This window comes from Mesorhizobium sp. LMG17149 (assembly GCF_024518695.1).
Taxonomy (GTDB): Bacteria; Pseudomonadota; Alphaproteobacteria; order Rhizobiales; family Rhizobiaceae; genus Mesorhizobium.
This window is the reverse complement of record NZ_JANIFL010000011.1, coordinates 1-17,377: the sequence shown is the minus strand read 5'-3', so window position 1 is coordinate 17,377 and position 17,377 is coordinate 1. Positions and strand designations below refer to the sequence as shown.

Sequence of the window (17,377 nt, the reverse complement as noted above, 5' to 3'; positions counted from 1 at the left end):
CTCTCATCCGTTCTGGAAGGCCGGATGCCAGCCGAGCGACAGCCGCTCGAGCAGGCGGGCGAGGCTGTCGGCGAGCTTGCCGAGCAGCGCGTAGATCAGGATCGACAGCACGACGACATCGATCAGCAGGAATTCGCGCGCCTGCATGGCCATATAGCCGAGGCCGGAGCTGGCCGAAATGGTTTCGGCGACGATCAGCGTCAGCCACATGATGCCCAGGGCATAGCGCAGGCCGACGAAGATCGCCGGCAGCGCACCGGGCAGGATGACGCGGAAGAACAGGGCGCGCCGATCCATGCCGTAGACGCGGCCCATCTCGACCAGATGCGGGTCGACGCTCTGGATGCCGAGCAGCGTGTTGACATAGATCGGAAAGAACACGCCGAGCGCCACCAGGAACAGTTTGGCTTCCTCGTCGATGCCGAACCACAGGATGACCAGCGGGATCAGCGCCAGGTGCGGGATGTTGCGGATCATCTGCAGCGTCGTGTCGGTCAGGCCGCGGCTGAGCGTCGACAGCCCGTTGGCAAGGCCAAGCGCAAAGCCGATCGAGCCGCCGATGGCGAAGCCGGCAAGGGCGCGCGCGGTCGAAACGCCGATGTTGCGGACCAGTTCGCCCGACAGCGTCAGCCGCCAGAAGGCCTCGGCGACCGCACTCGGCGCCGGCAGCACGTTGGCGGGCATGACGCCCGCCCGGCTGGCAATCTCCCAGCCGGCAATAACCAGCGCCGGCAGCAGCCAGCCGATGGCATTGCTATGCAGGCGCGTGGCAAAGCTCATGACGAAGCCTGCAGGCGGTTGGCGCCATGGAAGCCGACCGAGAATTCGTTGGCGATGTTCTCATGCGCCCGCTGCCGCCTGGTGCCGAGCCCGAGTTTCGGGAACAGAAGCTCGGCGACGCGGTACGCTTCCTCGAGATGCGGATAGCCCGAGCCGATGATGGTATCGATGCCGATCGCCTGGTATTCGCGGATGCGCTCGGTGATCTGTTCCGGCGTGCCGACCAGTGCCGTGCCGGCGCCGCCGCGCACCAGCCCGACACCGGCCCACAGATTGGGCGAGACGACCAGCCTGTCACGGCGTCCGCCATGCAATTGCGCCATGCGGCGCTGGCCGACCGAATCCATCTGGTTGAGGAAGCGCGCCTGCGCATTTTCGATCTGGGCGTCGGTGACATGGCTGATCAGCCGGTCGGCGGCGCGCCAGGCTTCGTCCTCGGTCTCACGGACGATGAAATGCAGCCTGATGCCGAAACGCAGTTTTCTGCCGCGCAGTGCCGCTTTTGCGCGCGCCGCAGCCAGCTTCTCGGCAACCTGCGCCGGCGGCTCGCCCCAGGTCAGATACATGTCGACGAGGTCGGCGGCGAGGTCCTGGCCTGCGTCCGACGACCCACCGAAATAGAGCGGCGGCCGCTCCTGGTGCGGCAGAAGGTCGAGGCGGCCATTCTCGACGCGGTAATATTTGCCGTCGAAATTGACGCGCTCGCCGGACACCAGGCCGCGCCAGATGGTCAGGAACTCATGCGCCTGGGCATAGCGCTCGTCATGCGGCAGGAAGACGCCGTCGCCGGCGAGCTCGGTCGGATTGCCGCCGACCACGACATTGAGCAGCAGGCGGCCATTGCTCAAGCGATCTAGGGCGGCGGTCTGGCGCGCGGCGAAAGTCGGCAGCGTGACCCCCGGCCGCAGCGCAACGAGAAACTTCAGCTTTTCGGTCAGCGTCGCGAGACCTGTCGCGGTGATCCAGGAATCCTCGCAGTTCTGACCCGTGGGCAGCAGCACGCCGGGAAAGCCGAGCCGGTCGACCGCTTGCGCGATCTCCTTGAAGTAGCCGAATTCGGGCGGTCGCTGCTGCTCCTCGGAACCGAGATAAGAACCGTCGCCATGCGTCGGGATGAACCAGAAGAAATCGAGCGGTGCGGTGCTGGCAGGCGCGGTCATGTCTGGCACAGTCACGGGCGGATCTCCTGTAGATATGGTTGCAAACGCAAATGGCGCCGGGCGTACTCACCCGGCGCCGTCAGGGGACAAGTTAGTTGCCGGGTGCCGTCCACACCGCGTCGGAGATGCGGACCGCTTTCGGGATCAGCCCGAGCTTGTAGAAGCGGTCGGCGGTGGCCTGCTGGCCGGCGATGATCTCGTCGGTGATCGGAAAGATGCCGAACTTGGTGCGGTTGGCGGCGATGATCTGCGCGTCGAGCGGCACACCGGTCACCTCATGCAGCGCCGCGGCCACCTTGTCGCGGTTCTGGTCGGCCCATTTCGCCGCCTCGCCAAGCGCCGATATCGTCGTTGTGATGGTTTCGGGGTGCGCCTTGGCGAAATCCTTGTTGGCGAGGAAATAGGTGTTGACCTTGAGCACCTCGCTGGAGCGGGCCAGCACACGCGGCTGGTAGCGGGTTTCGGCGATGGCGAAGAACGGATCCCAAACGCTCCAGGCATCGATCTGGTCGCTGGCGAAGGCTGCGGCCGCATCCGCCGGGCTGAGATAGACCGGCGTGATCTGGTCGAAGGCAATGCCAGCCTTTTCCAGCGCCGCGACGAGCAGATTATGCGCGCTGGTGCCCTTGCCGACACCGACGCGCTTGCCCTTGAGATCGGCGACGGACTGGATCGGCGACGCCGGCTTGACGAAGATCGCCTCGCCCTCGCCATTCGACGGCAGCGCTGCCGCATAGACGATGTTGGCGCCGGCCGACTGGCCGAAGATCGGCGGTGCGTCGCCGGTCCAGCCGACATCGATGGCGCCGACATTGAGCGCCTCCACGAGCGGCGGACCGGCGGTGAACTCGACCCATTTGACCGTCACGCCCTTGTCTTCAAGGGCCTTTTCGATCACCTGCTGCTGCCTGGCGATCACCGGCAGGCCGGTCTTCTGATAGCCGATGCTGAGCTGCTTCAGCTCCTGCGCTGTGGCGCCGGATGACACGGCAACCGTCGCCGCCAGCAGGCCGATGCCGAAAACACGTCTCGTTAGATTGAACATTGATCCCTCTCCTTCGCTGCGGATCGGCGCCGGAAATGGCCTCGCCGGTCGGAAGATGGATCAGGCTAGTAGTTCTATAAATTTAGTAGAGGAATGATTTTGCGAGTTGAGGCATCGATGTGGAATTGTCTTCTACGGCAACCCAGAATTCGTCATCCTAGGGCGGAGCAAGGAGCGAAGCGACGCGGCGCAGACCCTAGGATCCATGCCGTGACATTGGCTTTAGGATGCAACGGATCAGAATGGCGCTTGCACGCCCACCAACGCGGGCTACCCTTCAACCATGACCGGCTACGTCTACATGACCGCGAGCCAGAAGCGCGGCACGATCTATATTGGTGTCACCAATGACCTCGGCCGCCGCATGCCGGAGCACAAATCCGGTGAGGGCTCGCGATTCACCAGTCGCTACGGCGTGCAACGCCTTGTCTGGTACGAGGAGTATTTCGACATCACCATCCAGCGCGAGAAGTCACTGAAGCGCTGGCCACGTCAATGGAAGATCGAGTTGATCGAAAAAGCCAATCCAGAGTGGTTCGAGCTCTTTCGTGGAACCGGCTGGTAGGCGCTCGGTTTCTTTCACCGCCGGAGCATGGCATCACCGTCGCGGCATGGATCCTAGGGTTGCGCTGCGTCGCTTCGCTCCTTGCTCCGCCCTAGGATGACGAAACCAGGGTTAGGCCGTCTTCGTGACATGAATCGTGCGCCCACCCCCTCATTGCGACCAATACTGCCAGGCCCAGTAAAAACTCTCGTCGCGTGGCGGCAGGCGGTCGCGCTCGGCGTCCCAGCGGACCGGCGTTGGCGATTTCGGTTGCTGTTCTGGCGGCTGGCTTTCCCTGGTCCAGGCGAGAAGCCAGTTACCGGCTTGGGCGAACAGCACGGCGGTGGAATGGGTCATCGTCATTCTCCTGCTCCTCTGGACTTCGATCATTCGCGTCCCGCCCACGGGACGAGCACGCGCTCGATCCTGCGGATGGTGAATTCGAGCACGAAGGCGATGGCCGCGATCACCAGTATGCCCATCACCACCACGTCGGTGACGAGGAACTGGGCGGCCGACTGGATCATGAAGCCAAGTCCGCGCGTCGCCGCCACCAGTTCGGCCGCCACCAGCGTCGACCAGCCGGCGCCGAGCGCGATGCGCAGACCGGTCAGGATCGACGGCAGCGCACTGGGCAGGATGACGTGGCGGACCACTTGCTGCTGAGTAGCGCCCAGCGAGCGCGCCGCGTTGATGCGCTCCTGCGAGACGCCGCGAACGCCGGACGCGGTCGACAGCGCCACCGGCGCCAGCATGGAAATAGTGATCACCAGGATCTTCGACGGTTCGCCGATGCCGAACCAGATGATGACCAGCGGCAAGTAGGCAAGCGGCGGGATAGGCCGCAGGAACTCCAGCAGCGGATCGAAGATACCGCGTCCGATCGTGCTGATGCCGATGGCGAGCCCAACCGGCACGCCAATGGCAAGGGCGGCGACCAGCGCGGTGAATACTCGCCACAGGCTGGCGACGGCATGCTGCAGCAGCGTCGCATCGACGAAGCCGTCACGGGCGACGGTGATGAACTTGTTCCACACCGCGATCGGCGAGGGCAGGAACACCGGTGACACCAGTTGCAGGCGGGCCGACAGCGCCCACAGCGCCAGCACCACCAGGATGGTAACAGCGCTGACCGTGCGGGCCGAAACGCCTTTGCGCTTGGGGCTGGGTCGCGACCACGGCACCGACAGGCCGTCGGCCTCGTCGATCTTGTGTCCCGGGCGCTCCGTGTAGGAAGTAACGGTCATGCCGCCTCTCCTTCGAAGATCGCGTCGGTCAATTCGCTACGCGCCACCGCAAAAGCCGGATCGGCCTTGATGGTGCGGATGGCTTCGCCCGATGCGTAGCGCCTGGAGAAGCCGGGTTCAAAAGTCCGCACCACGCGGCCCGGACCGGGCGCCAGCACGAGGATGCGGGTGGCCAGCACCAGCGCCTCCTCGATGCCATGCGTCACCATCAGCACGCCGACCTCGCTTGCCGTCCATAAATCGAGCAGCGTCGTCTGCATGCGTTCGCGCGTCAGCGCATCGAGCGCGCCGAGCGGTTCGTCGAGCAGCAGGAATTCCGGTTCGGCGGCGAGCGCCCGGGCCAGGCCGACACGCTGGCGCATGCCGCCGGAAAGCTCCCAGATGTGCTTGTCGCCGGCGTCGGTGAGCTTCACCAGCGCCAGCAACTCATCGGCGCGCCGCGCCCGCTCGGCTGGGCTGACACCGCGCAGCCTGAGCGCGAAGGCGACGTTTTCGCGCGCGGTCAGCCATGGGAACAGCGCATCGTTCTGGAACACCACCGCCCGGTCCGAGCCAGGTGCTGTGATCGGCTTGCCGTTGATGGAGGCGCGCCCGCGTGCCGGCGCGACAAGGCCGGCGGCGACGTTGAGCAGCGAGGTCTTGCCGCAGCCGGACCGGCCCACCAGCACGACGAAGTCGCCCTTGGCGACATCGATCGACACCAGCTCGACGGCGGGCGCCGCCTGGCCGTCATAATGGATCGAGACCTTGTCCAGTACGAGATGGGGGTCCAGTACGAGATGGGGGTCGAGCACGAGATGCGGCATGGATGCCTCGCAATTTCGTTGAAATCCGACGGCCCCGGCGCTCGTCAGCGGTTCCGGGGCAGTCAGCACGCGGCGTCAGGGAAGAAGCGCGCGGGCCGGGTTCAGAGCAATTCCAGGAAAAGTGTGAAGCGGTTTTCCGTCCGGAATTGCGTTAAGCGAGTACTAGTTCGAGGCAAGCGCCTGGGTGACGTATTTCGACGCCACGTATTTCGAATAGTCCGGCAGCACGGCGTCGATCTTGCCTTGCTCCTTGAGGAAGGCGGATGTCGCTTCCACCGCCTTGACCGTGCCGCCGCCGAGGAATTTGTCGGAGGCCTGCTCTTCCAGCGTCGGGAAGACATAGCCCTTGAGCAGCTGCGGCACTTCTTCCAGCTTGGCGCCGGTGAGCTTGGCGATCGCCGCCGCCTGCGGCGACGACACCGACCACGCGTCGGGCTTGGCGAGGAACTCGGCATAGGCGGCGCCCGTCACCTTGACGAAGTCGCGCACCGCTTCCGGGTTCTTTTCGGCGAAGTCGGTGCGCACGATCCAGGCGTCGAAGGTTGGCGCGCCCCAGGCGGCGACCTGCGAGGAATCCACCACCACCTTGCCCGTCGTCTTGATCTGGCCGAGCGCCGGATCCCAGACATAAGCCGCGTCGATGTCGCCACGCGAGAATGCGGCGGCGATTTCCGGTGGCCTGAGATTGAGGATCTCGACCGACTTCGGATCCACGCCCTCATGCTTCAACGCGGCGAGCAGGCTGTAATGCGTCGTCGAGACGAACGGCACGGCGACCTTCTTGCCGGCGAGGTCGGCGACTTTCTCGATGCCGGCGCCGTTGCGCGCCACCAGCTCCTCGGATTCGCCGATCAGGCCGACTATAAAGATGGTCTGGATCGGCAATTCGCGGCTAGCCGCCGCCGCCAGCGGGCTCGAGCCGACATAGCCGATATCGACCGAGCCGGAAGCGACCGCGGCGATGACATCGGCGCCGGAATCGAATTTGCGCCAGTCGATTACTGCCTTCGTCTCCTTTTCATAGGCGCCGTCGGCCTGCGGCACTTTCGAAGGCTCGACCACCGTTTGATAGCCGATGGTGATTTTGAGGTCGTCGGCATGGGCCGGGCCGAGGAAGGCCGCGCCGGCAAGTGCCGCCGACGAGAGGAGTACAATGCGTCGCGAAATGGTGGACATGGAGGGCTCCTGAAAAGAGAAAAATCGGAATGCCCCATGATAGTCCGCTAATTCTATTAGGTTTGTAGAGTTAAATCCTTCCAACCGAGGCGGGCTTGTTAGAAAAAAGCTGTCGGTGACGGAGCACCCGAGCGCATATGGCGGCTGCAACCGCCATCATCGCCCCGATGACAAATCGCATACGAACAAGAATGGCGCTCCGCGAGCCTCCCGACTTCGTCATCCTATGGTCTGCGCGACGGAGCTTCGCTCCTGCTCCGCCCGTGGATGACGAAGTTAGGTACGCTTCGGTACTCAACTCTGTGCCGTTCACGCACGAATGATAGGTTCTTACCCAAGCCAATATCAGGCAAATCCATACCTCAAACAGCGACCGATTTAGAAAACCTATCCCGCGTGTTCGAGGGTAAGTATAGTAATCTTATCGACATTGAGACTGGAGGCGACGATGAGCAGTCACCATATTGCGATGATCGCGCCCTCAGAGTCGTGCGCTTTTGTGTCCCTGTGGGCACAAAGGCTGGCCAAAATGGCCGACGCGGCTTGAAAACGAAGCAAAATCAGCAGTTCTCGGCTTGTACATCATGTCACTAGAATTTATGTGTCATGCGGGCTTGGACGCGGCGGCAACGCCCGCCAGGCGTTTTGCAACCGATGGTTCCATGCCGTCGCATGCCAGAGAAATTTTAATCTCATGCTCACCAAAAAAGGTAAGTACGGCCTCAAGGCGCTTGTCCACCTCGCGCGCTTGCCGGCCGGACAGCTCGCCTTCGTCAACGACGTCGCCACCGGCAACAACATCCCGAAGAAGTTTCTCGACGCCATCCTGGGCGAGTTGCGCAATGCCGGCTTCGTCCAGAGCCGCAAGGGCAAGGATGGCGGCTATCGCTTGGCACGCCCCGCCGATGAGATCAAGGTCGGCCATGTCGTGCGCGTCCTCGACGGTCCGCTGGCGCCGATCCCCTGCGCCAGCCGCACCCAGTACCAGCGCTGTGAAGATTGCAACGAGGCGACATGCCAAGTCCGACATCTGATGCTCGAGGTCCGGCAGGCGATCGCCGAGGTGCTCGATCAGCGCAGCCTCGCCGAAATGCGCGATATCTCTCTCGACGACCCGCCGGTTGCGAGGGACATCGGCGATCTGCCGGTCGCGGTGAAGGTCCAGGCCTGACACTGGCGTTGCGCAGAGCGAAGGCACGCCTATGACCGGGCGCGCCAACTCCATCATCATTGTCGGCGGCGGCGCCAGCGGCGTCGTGCTGGCCGCACATCTCCTGAAGTCGCCCAATCCCGACCTGCGCGTCACGCTGATCGAAAGGCGCCCGCATTTCGGCCAGGGCATCGCCTATTCGACGCTGCTGTCGGCGCATGTCTTGAATGTCAGTGCCGCCGGCATGAGCGCCTATGCCGACGATCCCGGCAATTTCTGGCGCTGGCTGCAGGAGCGCGGCCTGGCAACGGCCGAGCAGGCGCCCTTCTATGCGCCGCGCAGCATCTATGCCCGTTACCTCGGCGAGTTGCTCGACGAGCTGCAGGCGCGCGAAAAGCAGACCGGGCGGCTTCGGTTGATCCGCGAGGAAAGCCTCTCGATCACGCCCACCGCATCCGGTGTCGAAGTGGCGCTGGCCAACGGCACCAGCGTCGTTGCGCATCTCGCCGTGCTGGCCACCGGCCACGACGAGGAGCCGGCGCAAGGCCATGCCATCAGGATGGGATCGGAAGCCGATACAGCACTTCCGACCGACGCCGGCGTCATGGTGCTGGGCACCGGCCTGAGCATGGTCGATGCCTTCCTGGCGCTGGAACAGCGCGGCCATCGCGGCGACATCATAGCTGTGTCGCGGCGCGGCCTGTTGCCCTCGCCGCATCGCAAGGGCAATCCGATCAAGCTCGACGTCGCCGACATTCCGCTCGGCACCCAGCTTTCCTATTTCGTCGGCTGGTTCCGCGACCTGATCAAGGAAAACCAGAAGGCCGGCATCGACTGGCGCGACGTCGTCGACGGCCTGCGGCCGTTCAACCAGAAGATCTGGCAGAACTGGCCGGCTTCCGCCAAGCGCCGCTTCGTCGAGCACACCAAGGCCTGGTGGGACATCCATCGCCATCGCATGGCGCCCGAGGTCTACGCCCGTGTCACCGAAGCCGTGCAATCCGGCCGCATTCGCCTGGTCGCCGGCCGCGTAGTCGACATCGCGCGCAACGGCGAATTCACCGTCCAGGTCCAGTCGCGCCACACGCAGCGTCTCGAGACCTTCGAGGTCGCCCGCATCTACGATTGCTCTGGTATCGTCAGGGACATCTCGACCTCGTCGAACAGCGTCGTGCGCTCGCTGGTCGACCGCGGTCTGGCACGGCCGGATCCGCTGCGCATCGGCCTCGATGTATCGGCCAAATGCGAGATCATCGCCGGCGACGGAACCATCTCGGCCAAGATCCTCGCCGTCGGCCCGCTGACGCGCGGCACCTTCTTCGAGATCGACGCCATTCCCGATATCCGCGTGCAATGTGCGAGGCTGAGCAAGCAACTGCTCGGCTGAGAGCTCCGCGCAAATCCCAACGCCGTCGTCATCCTAGGGCGGAGCAGGAGCGAAGCGACGTCGCGGAGACCCTAGGATCCATGCCGCGACCTGCGAGCTTTGCGGCGGTGCAAACCTGTCGATGCAGCCGGATGCTTCCAAATTAATTCTGCACCGCTGCATTCTTCGATCAATGTCACGTTATGGATCCTAGGGTCTACACTCCGCTTCGCGTCGCTTCGCCCTAGGATGACGAACGCGCAGAGGGTTCGCCTGACTTCGAAGCGACTCTCGCCAACGCAAACCCGGAATTTCATTCCGCATCTGGCCGGTTGATTGGCACGATCTATCTTCTTTCCGACTGCAAAGGGCTGGAAAAGAGGATACGCTGCCGCCCTGCCTAGAGGCGGTCGCTTGGTCATGGAGCATCGATATGAGCGAGCATGAGATCGCCGCAGCCGACGAATTATCCCGCCTGCGTCCGCCCTACAAATCGGTGCTCGACCTGATCGGCCAGACGCCGGTTGTCGAGCTGACCAAATTCGATACCGGCAAATGCCGGCTGTTCATCAAGCTTGAAAGCCAGAACCCGGGCGGCTCGATCAAGGACCGTATCGCGCTGTCGATGATCGCCGCGGCTGAAAAGCAGGGCAAGCTCCGGCGCGGCGGCACCATTGTCGAGGCGACCGCTGGCAATACCGGCCTCGGCCTTGCCCAGGTCGGCATCCCCAAGGGCTACCGCATCGTGCTGGTCGTGCCCGACAAGATGTCGCGCGAAAAGATCCAGCATCTGCGCGCGCTCGGCGCCGAGGTGCGCATGACGCGCTCCGATGTCGGCAAGGGCCATGCCGAATATTACCAGGACATGGCCGAGAAGATCGCGGCGGAAACGCCCGGCGCCTTCTATGCCAACCAGTTCGCCAATCCGGCCAATCCGCTGGCGCATGAAACCACCACCGGCCCGGAGATCTTTTCGCAGCTCGACGGTGACGTCGATGCGGTGGTCGTCGGCGTCGGCTCCGGCGGTACGCTGACCGGGCTTGGCCGCTACTTCGCCAAAGTGTCGCCGAAGACCGAAATGGTGCTTGCCGATCCGGTCGGCTCGGTGCTGGCGCCGCTGATCAAGACCGGCAAGATGGAAGAGGCCGGCAGCTGGACCGTCGAAGGCATCGGCGAGGATTTCGTGCCGCCCAATGCCGATCTGTCGCTGGTGAAAAAGGCCTATTCCATCCCCGACAAGCAGAGCATGCTGGCCGTGCGCGACCTCTTGTCGAAGGAAGGTATCCTCGCCGGCTCATCCTCGGGCACGCTTTTGTCCGCTGCGCTGCGCTATTGCCGCGAGCAGACGGTGCCCAAACGCGTCGTCACCTTCGTCTGCGACAGCGGCAACAAATACCTGTCGAAAGTGTTCGACGATTTCTGGCTGGCGGAGCAGGGTCTGGCCGAGCACGAACAGCATGGCGATTTGCGCGACCTGGTGATGCGCTCGCACCGCACCGGCGACACCGTCTATGTCGGCCCGGACGAAAGCCTGCTCAACGCCTATGGCCGCATGCGCCGTTCCGATGTCTCGCAGCTGCCGGTGCTCGACAATGGCAAGCTCGTCGGCATCGTCGACGAAAGCGACATCCTGGCCAAGGTCGACGGCCCCTATGACGGCCGCTGGGAGCGCTTCAACGGCCCGGTGCGCACGGCGATGACCTCCAATCTGCACACGCTGCAGGCCAGCCAGACGCTGGATGCGCTGCTGCCGGTCTTCGACCGCAACGAGGTAGCCATCATCTTCGACGGCGACGAGTTCGTTGGCCTGATTACCCGCATCGACCTGATCAACCATCTGAGGCGCGCACGATGACCGCTGAAACACTACCACCGGGCAAGAACCGTCTGGCTTTCTCGACGCGTACCATCCATGGCGGCCAGAGCCACGACCCGCTGACCGGCGCGGTGATGGTGCCGATCTACGCCACCTCGACCTTTGCCCAGCAATCGCCCGGCGTGCACAAGGGCTTTGAATATGCCCGCAGCCAGAACCCGACGCGCTTTGCCTTCGAGCGCGCCGTGGCCGATCTCGAAAGCGGCTCCGCCGCCTTTGCCTTTGCGTCCGGCCTGGCGGCGATCGCCACCGTGCTCGAACTGCTCGATTCCGGCACGCATATCGTCGCCACCGACGACATCTATGGCGGCTCGTTCCGGCTGATGGAGCGGGTGCGCAAACGCTCGGCCAATCTGCAGGTCTCGTTCGTCGACTTCACCGACCTCGCCGCCGTCGAGGCGGCGATCCGGCCCGAGACAAAAATGCTGTGGGTCGAGACGCCGACCAACCCGCTGCTGCGCATCGTCGACCTCGAAGGCGTCGCCGCACTCGCCAGGCGCAAGGGCATTTTGTCGGTCGCCGACAACACGTTCTGCAGCCCTTATATCCAGCGGCCGCTGGAGCTCGGCATCGACATCGTCGTGCATTCGACCACCAAATATCTCAACGGCCATTCCGATATGGTCGGCGGCGTCGCCGTGGTCGGCGACAACAAGGATCTCTCCGCCCAGCTGAAATTCCTGCAGAACGCCATCGGTGCCATCTCGGGCCCGTTCGACAGCTTTCTGGCGCTGCGCGGGCTGAAGACGCTGGCGCTCAGGATGGAGCGTCATTCCGCCAACGGGCTGAAGATCGCGCAGTGGCTGGAAGCGCGCCGCGACGTGCGCCGCGTCATCTATCCCGGCCTCGCCAGCCACCCGCAGCACGCCGTTGCCGTCCAGCAGATGCACGCCTTCGGCGGCATGATCACAGCCGTGCTCGACCGCGACCTAGCCGGCACCAAAAAGTTCCTCGAACGCACGCAGCTGTTCACGCTGGCCGAAAGCCTCGGCGGCGTGGAGAGCCTGATCGAGCATCCGGCACTGATGACGCATGGCTCCATTCCGGCCGAGAAACGGGCCGAGATCGGTATATCGGATTCGCTGGTAAGATTGTCGGCGGGGATCGAGGATGGAGATGATCTGATCGCGGATTTGGAGCAGGCGCTGGGGGGATAGACCCTCAAATCGCCAAAATCGGCGCCGCCCCTCATTGCCCTGCCGGGCATTTCTCCCCGTATAGCGACGGGGAGAAAGACGCTAACCGCGGCCGCCGGTGATTGGCGTAAGCGCCGATAACAGCGCCCCTCGCCCCGTTTACGGGGAGAGGATGCCGGCAGGCAGGTGAGGGGCGGCGCTCAAGCATCAGGCCAATTGACGTCGCACCCCATCTGCCCGAAGTCTAGCGCCCATGGCCACACACGCCCCACCCAAACCCACCGACACCCCTCTCACCTTCGCGGTGCTGGTCTTCCCCGGCTTTCCGATGATGGCGTTCAGCTCGGTCATCGAGCCGCTGCGTGCCGCCAATGTCCTGGCGAAGCGGCAATGCTATCGCTGGATCATCGTCGGCGGCACGAAAGGCGCAGTCGAGGCCTCGAACGGCGTCGTCATCCAGCCGGGTTTTTACGCCGAGGACGCGCCGAAAGTCGACCGCATCGTCGTCTGTTCGGGCGGCGATGCCGATCACCTCGTTGCCGAGGACGCGGCAAGCTGGATCCGCAAGAGCCTGCGCAACGGCGCCCATATCGGCGCGGTGGCGGATGCGGCGTTCTTCCTTGCCCGCGCCGGCCTGCTCGACGGCCATGCCTGCACCTTGCACTGGACCAGCCAGGCCGCGTTCACCGAAGCCTTCCCCAACATCGAGCTCAGGCGCGACCTCTATGTCATCGACCGCAAGCGCTTCACCTCGGCCGGCGGCGTCGGCAGCCTCGACATGATGCTGGAGATCATCACCCGCGACTATGGCGCCGAGCTCGCCGCCGGCGTCGCCGAATGGTTCGTGCACAGCCAGCTGCGTTCCAGCATCGACCGCAAGATGATGCCGCTGCGGCTGCGCACCGGCGTCCGCAACGAGCTGGTGCTGTCGGCCATCGCCATCATGGAGGACGCGGTCGAAGAGCGGCTCGGCATGGCCGAGCTGACCGCAAAGCTCGGCGTCTCATCCGACAAGCTCGAGCGCTCCTTCCGCTCCGAACTCGCCATCTCGCCCAATGGCTACTACCGGAGGCTGAGACTGAAGCGTGCCGCTGACCTGCTGGCGCATTCGACGCTCGCCGTGCGCGACGTGGCGCTGGCCTGCGGCTTCGCCTCGATGTCGAGCTTTGCCCGGGCGTTTCGCGAGGAGCATGGGCATCCGCCGAAGCTGGCGAGACGGCATTAGGGCGCTTGCTGACGGGTGAGACGTTGGCGGGACAGCGCCCCCCTCTGTCCTGCCGGACATCTCCCCCTCAAGGGGGGAGATCGGACTGCATCTCTGCTTTCGCTAATCTCAGATGTTGAAGAAAAGAACGGCGGCATCGAAACTGCCAATCTCCCCCCTTGAGGGGGAGATGCCCGGCAGGGCAGAGGGGGGCGCGAAGGATCGCGACGTAACCGATTAGCCAGCGGCATCCCGCACAACAGCTGCGGTTTCCCGCACAATCCTCCCGCCCCGCCTGCGCCATGCTCCGACCTCGCAACCCAGCCAAGGCCGTACCCCATGAGCATCGTCGTATTCGACCCCGACAGCACGCAGGACGTGGACTTCAAGGACCGCATGCGCCACCCGGCCGCGGCCGATCCGGCCGGCGGCATGTGGCTGTCGGACACCGAGCCGTCCTTCATCGATGCCGATGCCCTGCGCAAGGGCCGGCTGGCCAAGCTGCGCGGCTGGATGCGTGAGGCCGGTTATGGCGGCGTCGTGTTGTTCGACCCCTACAACCAGCGCTATGCCACCGGCTCGCGCAACATGTTCGGCTATTTCCTGCGCAACTCGACCCGCTATTTCTTCATCCCGACCGAAGGGCCGATCGTGCTGTTCGAATACCCGCAGAGCTATCATGTCTCGATGGTGCTCGACACGATCGACGAGGCGCGTCCTTCCAAGCTGGTCTGGTCGTCGGTCTCCGGCCGTGACGACGAGACCGCCGGGCCGTTCGCCGACGAGATCGCCGAGCTTCTGAAGCAGCATGGTGGCGGCTCGATGAAGCTCGGGCTCGACCGCTGCAGCCATCTGCAGGCGCTCGCCCTGGAAAAGCGCGGCTGCGAGGTCCGCGATTGCCAGGGCGAGATCCTGGCGGTGCGCGCGGTCAAGACGCCGGAGGAAGTCAAATGCCTGCAGGTGTCGATGGCCGGCGCCGAGGCCGCCGTCTATGCGGTGCGCGAGGCGATCAAGCCCGGCGTCTCCGAAAACGACCTGTTCGCCATCATGTATGGTGAGGTCATCCGCCAGGGCGGCGAGTTCATCGAGACGCGGCTGCTGACATCGGGCCAGCGTACCAATCCGTGGTTCAACGAGGCCAGCGGCCGCAAGATCCGGCCCGGCGAACTCTTGGCGCTCGATACCGACACGATCGGCTGCTACGGCTATTATTCGGATTTCTCGCGCACCTTCCGCTGCGGGCCGGGCAAGCCGACGCCTTACCAGAAGTCGCTCTACCGCATGGCGCACGACCAGGTTCAGCACAACATTTCGATCGTCAAACCCGGCATGGCGTTCCGCGAGATTGCCGAGAAGGCGTGGAAAATCCCGGACCGTTTCGTCGACCAGCGCTACACCTCGGTCATGCACGGCGTCGGCATGCATGGCGAAACGCCGTTCATCGCGCATGCCATGGATTACGAGACCTATGGCCGTGACGGCCATATCGTGCCAGGCATGGTGGTGAGCGTGGAAAGCTATATCGGCGAGAAAGGCGGCCGCGAGGGCGTCAAGCTGGAGGACGAGATCCTGATCACCGAGACTGGTACAGAGCTTCTGTCGCGCTTCCCCTATGAGGACGAGTTTCTGGAGACGCAGGTTTGAGGGTCTTTGCGCGCTCCTTCGCTGCTGTCGCAGCCTTCCATCGCTTCGTCATCCTAGGGCGGAGCAAGGAGCGCAGCGACGCGGCGCAGACCCCTGGAGCTGCTTTGCAGCCCAAGGGATCCATGCCGCGACCTCTATGCACCGCAACGGTACAAGTTCTGCACCGCTGCACCATTCGATCAACATCACGGCATGGATCCTCGGGTCTCCGCGACGGAGCTTCGCTCCTGCTCCGCCCGTGGATGACGAAGGTGGGGAGGCGCCGGCCAATCACCGCTGCTTGCGCCAGCTCGCTAAACAGAGCGGTGTCGCCCGCCCACAACCAAGGCGCATCGGCATGAAAACCCCCATCGCCATCGAACCCGGCACCGTGGCCGCGATCTTCATCGACCTGCAGGAAGAGCACCGGCAGGACAAGCGCTACCTCGTCGACGGCTATGACACGATCCTCGCCAACGTCCAGCGCCTGCAAGCGGCGGCGCGGGGCAACCATGTGCCGCTCTATCACTGGGCTTACATCGTCGATCTCGACAAGCAGGACCGCCCCTTTCATCCGCTGGGTGAAGACGGCAAGTCGGCTTTTTCCGACAAGAGGGATCCGCTGACCGAGATCTGCCGTGAGGTGGCGCCGATCAAGGGCGAGGCGCTGCTGATCAAGGCCGAGGCCAGCGCCTTCCGCACCGGGCCGGCGGCGCGTGACATCAAGTCTTCGGGCATCGAATGGCTGGTTGTCGCAGGCGTCTGGACCGAGGCCTGCATCGACGCGTCGGTCAAGGATGCGGTGGCCAAAGGCTTTCGCGTGCTGCTGGTCAAGGACGCCTGCGGCAGCGGCAGCGCGGCCATGCACCAGACCGGCATCCTCAACCTCGCCAACCGGCTCTATGGCGGCGCCGTCAGCGATACCGATGGCGCCTGCCGGCTGCTGGCCGGCGAGACCGTCACCGCCTGGCAGGTCGAAGGCTCGGTGCCGCTGCGCTTCTCCTTCGACAACGCGGCCGCGCTTTACGCCGATCTATGACGCGCGGCCCATACGAAACACGGCTCGACCCGGCCCTTTGGGCCTATATCGACGCCGTCAACGCCTGGTATCCGCCCGAAATCCTCGGCCTGCCGATCGACAAGCAGCGCGCCGTCTATGACCGTATGAGCCGCGCCTTCCACCAGGGCCGCCCACCCGGCGTCAAGGCCGGCGATGGCCTGATCGCCGCCGCCGGCCGCGACATCCCGGTCCGCCGTTACCGGCTTGCCGGCAATGCCGCCAAGGCGATGGTGATCTACTACCACGGCGGCGGCTTCATCCTCGGCGGCCTCGAAAGCCATGACGACATCTGCGCCGAGCTCTGCGCCGGCACCGGTTTCGACGTGCTGTCGGTCGACTACCGGCTGGCCCCTGAGCACGTCCACCCCGCCGCCTTCGACGATGCCGTCGCCGCCTTCGAATGGGCAGCGGCCACATCAGGCCTGCCGCTGGTGCTGTGCGGCGAAAGCGCCGGCGGCAATCTCGCCGCTGGTGTGACGCAGGCGACGCGCCGCCATATCAGAGCTGCGGTCGGGCAAGTGCTGATCTATCCCGAACTCGGCGGTGACGAGCGCGCCGGCTCCTATATCGAGCACGCCCACGCGCCGCTGCTGTCGGTGGCCGACATCGCCTTCTACCGCGACGTCCGCTCGGCCAGGCGGCAATCGCTGGACGATCCGACCTTCTCGCCGCTGCGCGACACCGATTTCTCCGGCCTGCCGCCGACGGTGATCGTCACGGCGCAATGCGACCCGCTGTCGTCGGATGGCGAGACCTACCGCGACCGCATTGTGGCCGCCGGCGGCAAGGCCTGGTGGCACGAGGAGCCGAGGCTGGTGCACAGCTTCCTGCGCGCCCGAACGTCGGTGCCGGCAGCGGCGGCGGCGTTTGCGCGGATTGTTGGTGTGGTCGGCGCGCTGGGCCGAGGTGAGTGGCCGACGGTGGAACGCTAATCTCCCCCCTTGAGGGGGAGATGTCGCCGAAGGCGACAGAGGGGGTCGTCGCGCGTAGAGCGCTAGCATCATCTTTTTTAAAGTAGGAGGTCGCGTCCCGTCGTGCCGACCCCCTCTGGCCTGCCGGCCATCTCCCCCTCAAGGAGGGAGATTGGCGCCGCTGTCCGAACCGGATAGATAGGTAACAGAATGGACCGATAGCATGGGTGACAGTTTTCTTGTCCGCCGGGAGGACCGGCGATGGTTTGGCGAGAGACTGGCATCATGGATGA

General features: G+C 64.5%; 16 protein-coding genes. 9 read left to right on the top strand and 7 right to left on the bottom strand.

Features of this window, described 5'->3' with window-relative positions; all coding sequences use genetic code 11:
- Positions 1 to 3: 3 nt before the first annotated feature.
- The 3 genes from NP945_RS23945 to NP945_RS23935 all read right to left on the bottom strand — a co-directional run bounded on the left by NP945_RS23945 (position 4) and on the right by NP945_RS23935 (position 2,985).
- A complete protein-coding gene (locus tag NP945_RS23945; RefSeq protein WP_256747705.1) occupies positions 4 to 780 on the bottom strand; it encodes an ABC transporter permease subunit in 777 nt (258 codons plus the stop codon).
- Entirely contained in the window at positions 777 to 1,940 is a 1,164-nt protein-coding gene (gene ssuD, locus NP945_RS23940; RefSeq protein WP_164749061.1) for an FMNH2-dependent alkanesulfonate monooxygenase, read from the bottom strand. The genes NP945_RS23945 and ssuD overlap by 4 nt, the downstream gene beginning before the upstream one ends.
- Positions 1,941 to 2,031: 91 nt before the next feature.
- Entirely contained in the window at positions 2,032 to 2,985 is a 954-nt protein-coding gene (locus NP945_RS23935; RefSeq protein ID WP_256747704.1) for a sulfonate ABC transporter substrate-binding protein, read from the bottom strand.
- A 283-nt stretch (positions 2,986 to 3,268) separates the two neighbouring features.
- On the opposite strand from NP945_RS23935, the gene NP945_RS23930 reads away from it, so the two are divergent.
- The gene (locus NP945_RS23930; RefSeq protein ID WP_128308775.1) at positions 3,269 to 3,550 is read left to right on the top strand and encodes a GIY-YIG nuclease family protein; all 282 of its coding nucleotides are present in this window, start codon (positions 3,269 to 3,271) and stop codon (positions 3,548 to 3,550) included.
- Between the two features lie 150 nt (positions 3,551 to 3,700).
- On the opposite strand, the gene NP945_RS23925 is transcribed toward NP945_RS23930, so the two are convergent.
- The 4 genes from NP945_RS23925 to tauA all read right to left on the bottom strand — a co-directional run bounded on the left by NP945_RS23925 (position 3,701) and on the right by tauA (position 6,758).
- Positions 3,701 to 3,886 (bottom strand): hypothetical protein, encoded by a 186-nt coding sequence (locus tag NP945_RS23925; RefSeq protein WP_127269227.1) that lies wholly within the window; start codon positions 3,884 to 3,886, stop codon positions 3,701 to 3,703.
- A gap of 29 nt (positions 3,887 to 3,915) precedes the next feature.
- Positions 3,916 to 4,776 (bottom strand): ABC transporter permease subunit, encoded by an 861-nt coding sequence (locus tag NP945_RS23920; RefSeq protein ID WP_256747703.1) that lies wholly within the window; start codon positions 4,774 to 4,776, stop codon positions 3,916 to 3,918.
- On the bottom strand, positions 4,773 to 5,582 hold the full coding sequence (locus NP945_RS23915) for a taurine ABC transporter ATP-binding protein (RefSeq protein ID WP_256747702.1): 810 nt from the start codon (positions 5,580 to 5,582) through the stop codon (positions 4,773 to 4,775). Before NP945_RS23915 ends, NP945_RS23920 begins: the two co-directional genes overlap by 4 nt.
- Positions 5,583 to 5,744: 162 nt before the next feature.
- The gene (tauA, locus tag NP945_RS23910) at positions 5,745 to 6,758 is read right to left on the bottom strand and encodes a taurine ABC transporter substrate-binding protein (protein ID WP_256747701.1); all 1,014 of its coding nucleotides are present in this window, start codon (positions 6,756 to 6,758) and stop codon (positions 5,745 to 5,747) included.
- Between the two features lie 694 nt (positions 6,759 to 7,452).
- On the opposite strand from tauA, the gene NP945_RS23905 reads away from it, so the two are divergent.
- The 8 genes from NP945_RS23905 (at position 7,453) to NP945_RS23870 (ending at position 17,105) form a co-directional block, all read left to right on the top strand.
- A complete protein-coding gene (locus NP945_RS23905) occupies positions 7,453 to 7,929 on the top strand; it encodes an Rrf2 family transcriptional regulator (RefSeq protein ID WP_127382947.1) in 477 nt (158 codons plus the stop codon).
- A gap of 31 nt (positions 7,930 to 7,960) precedes the next feature.
- Complete coding sequence (locus NP945_RS23900) at positions 7,961 to 9,295, top strand: FAD/NAD(P)-binding protein (protein WP_127808551.1); 1,335 nt, start codon at positions 7,961 to 7,963, stop codon at positions 9,293 to 9,295.
- A gap of 412 nt (positions 9,296 to 9,707) precedes the next feature.
- The gene (locus NP945_RS23895) at positions 9,708 to 11,129 is read left to right on the top strand and encodes a pyridoxal-phosphate dependent enzyme (RefSeq protein WP_127269717.1); all 1,422 of its coding nucleotides are present in this window, start codon (positions 9,708 to 9,710) and stop codon (positions 11,127 to 11,129) included.
- Positions 11,126 to 12,307 (top strand): PLP-dependent aspartate aminotransferase family protein, encoded by a 1,182-nt coding sequence (locus NP945_RS23890; RefSeq protein WP_256747700.1) that lies wholly within the window; start codon positions 11,126 to 11,128, stop codon positions 12,305 to 12,307. Before NP945_RS23895 ends, NP945_RS23890 begins: the two co-directional genes overlap by 4 nt.
- 232 nt (positions 12,308 to 12,539) lie before the next feature.
- Positions 12,540 to 13,511 carry a GlxA family transcriptional regulator gene (locus NP945_RS23885; protein WP_256747699.1) on the top strand — a complete coding sequence of 324 codons (972 nt, stop codon included), beginning with the start codon at positions 12,540 to 12,542 and terminating at the stop codon, positions 13,509 to 13,511.
- 318 nt (positions 13,512 to 13,829) lie between these two features.
- Positions 13,830 to 15,134 carry a Xaa-Pro peptidase family protein gene (locus NP945_RS23880; RefSeq protein WP_256747698.1) on the top strand — a complete coding sequence of 435 codons (1,305 nt, stop codon included), beginning with the start codon at positions 13,830 to 13,832 and terminating at the stop codon, positions 15,132 to 15,134.
- A 337-nt stretch (positions 15,135 to 15,471) separates the two neighbouring features.
- Positions 15,472 to 16,152, top strand: coding sequence for an isochorismatase family protein (locus NP945_RS23875; RefSeq protein WP_256747697.1), 681 nt, complete (start codon positions 15,472 to 15,474; stop codon positions 16,150 to 16,152).
- Positions 16,149 to 17,105 (top strand): alpha/beta hydrolase, encoded by a 957-nt coding sequence (locus NP945_RS23870; protein ID WP_256747696.1) that lies wholly within the window; start codon positions 16,149 to 16,151, stop codon positions 17,103 to 17,105. The genes NP945_RS23875 and NP945_RS23870 overlap by 4 nt, the downstream gene beginning before the upstream one ends.
- The last annotated feature ends 272 nt before the right edge of the window (positions 17,106 to 17,377 follow it).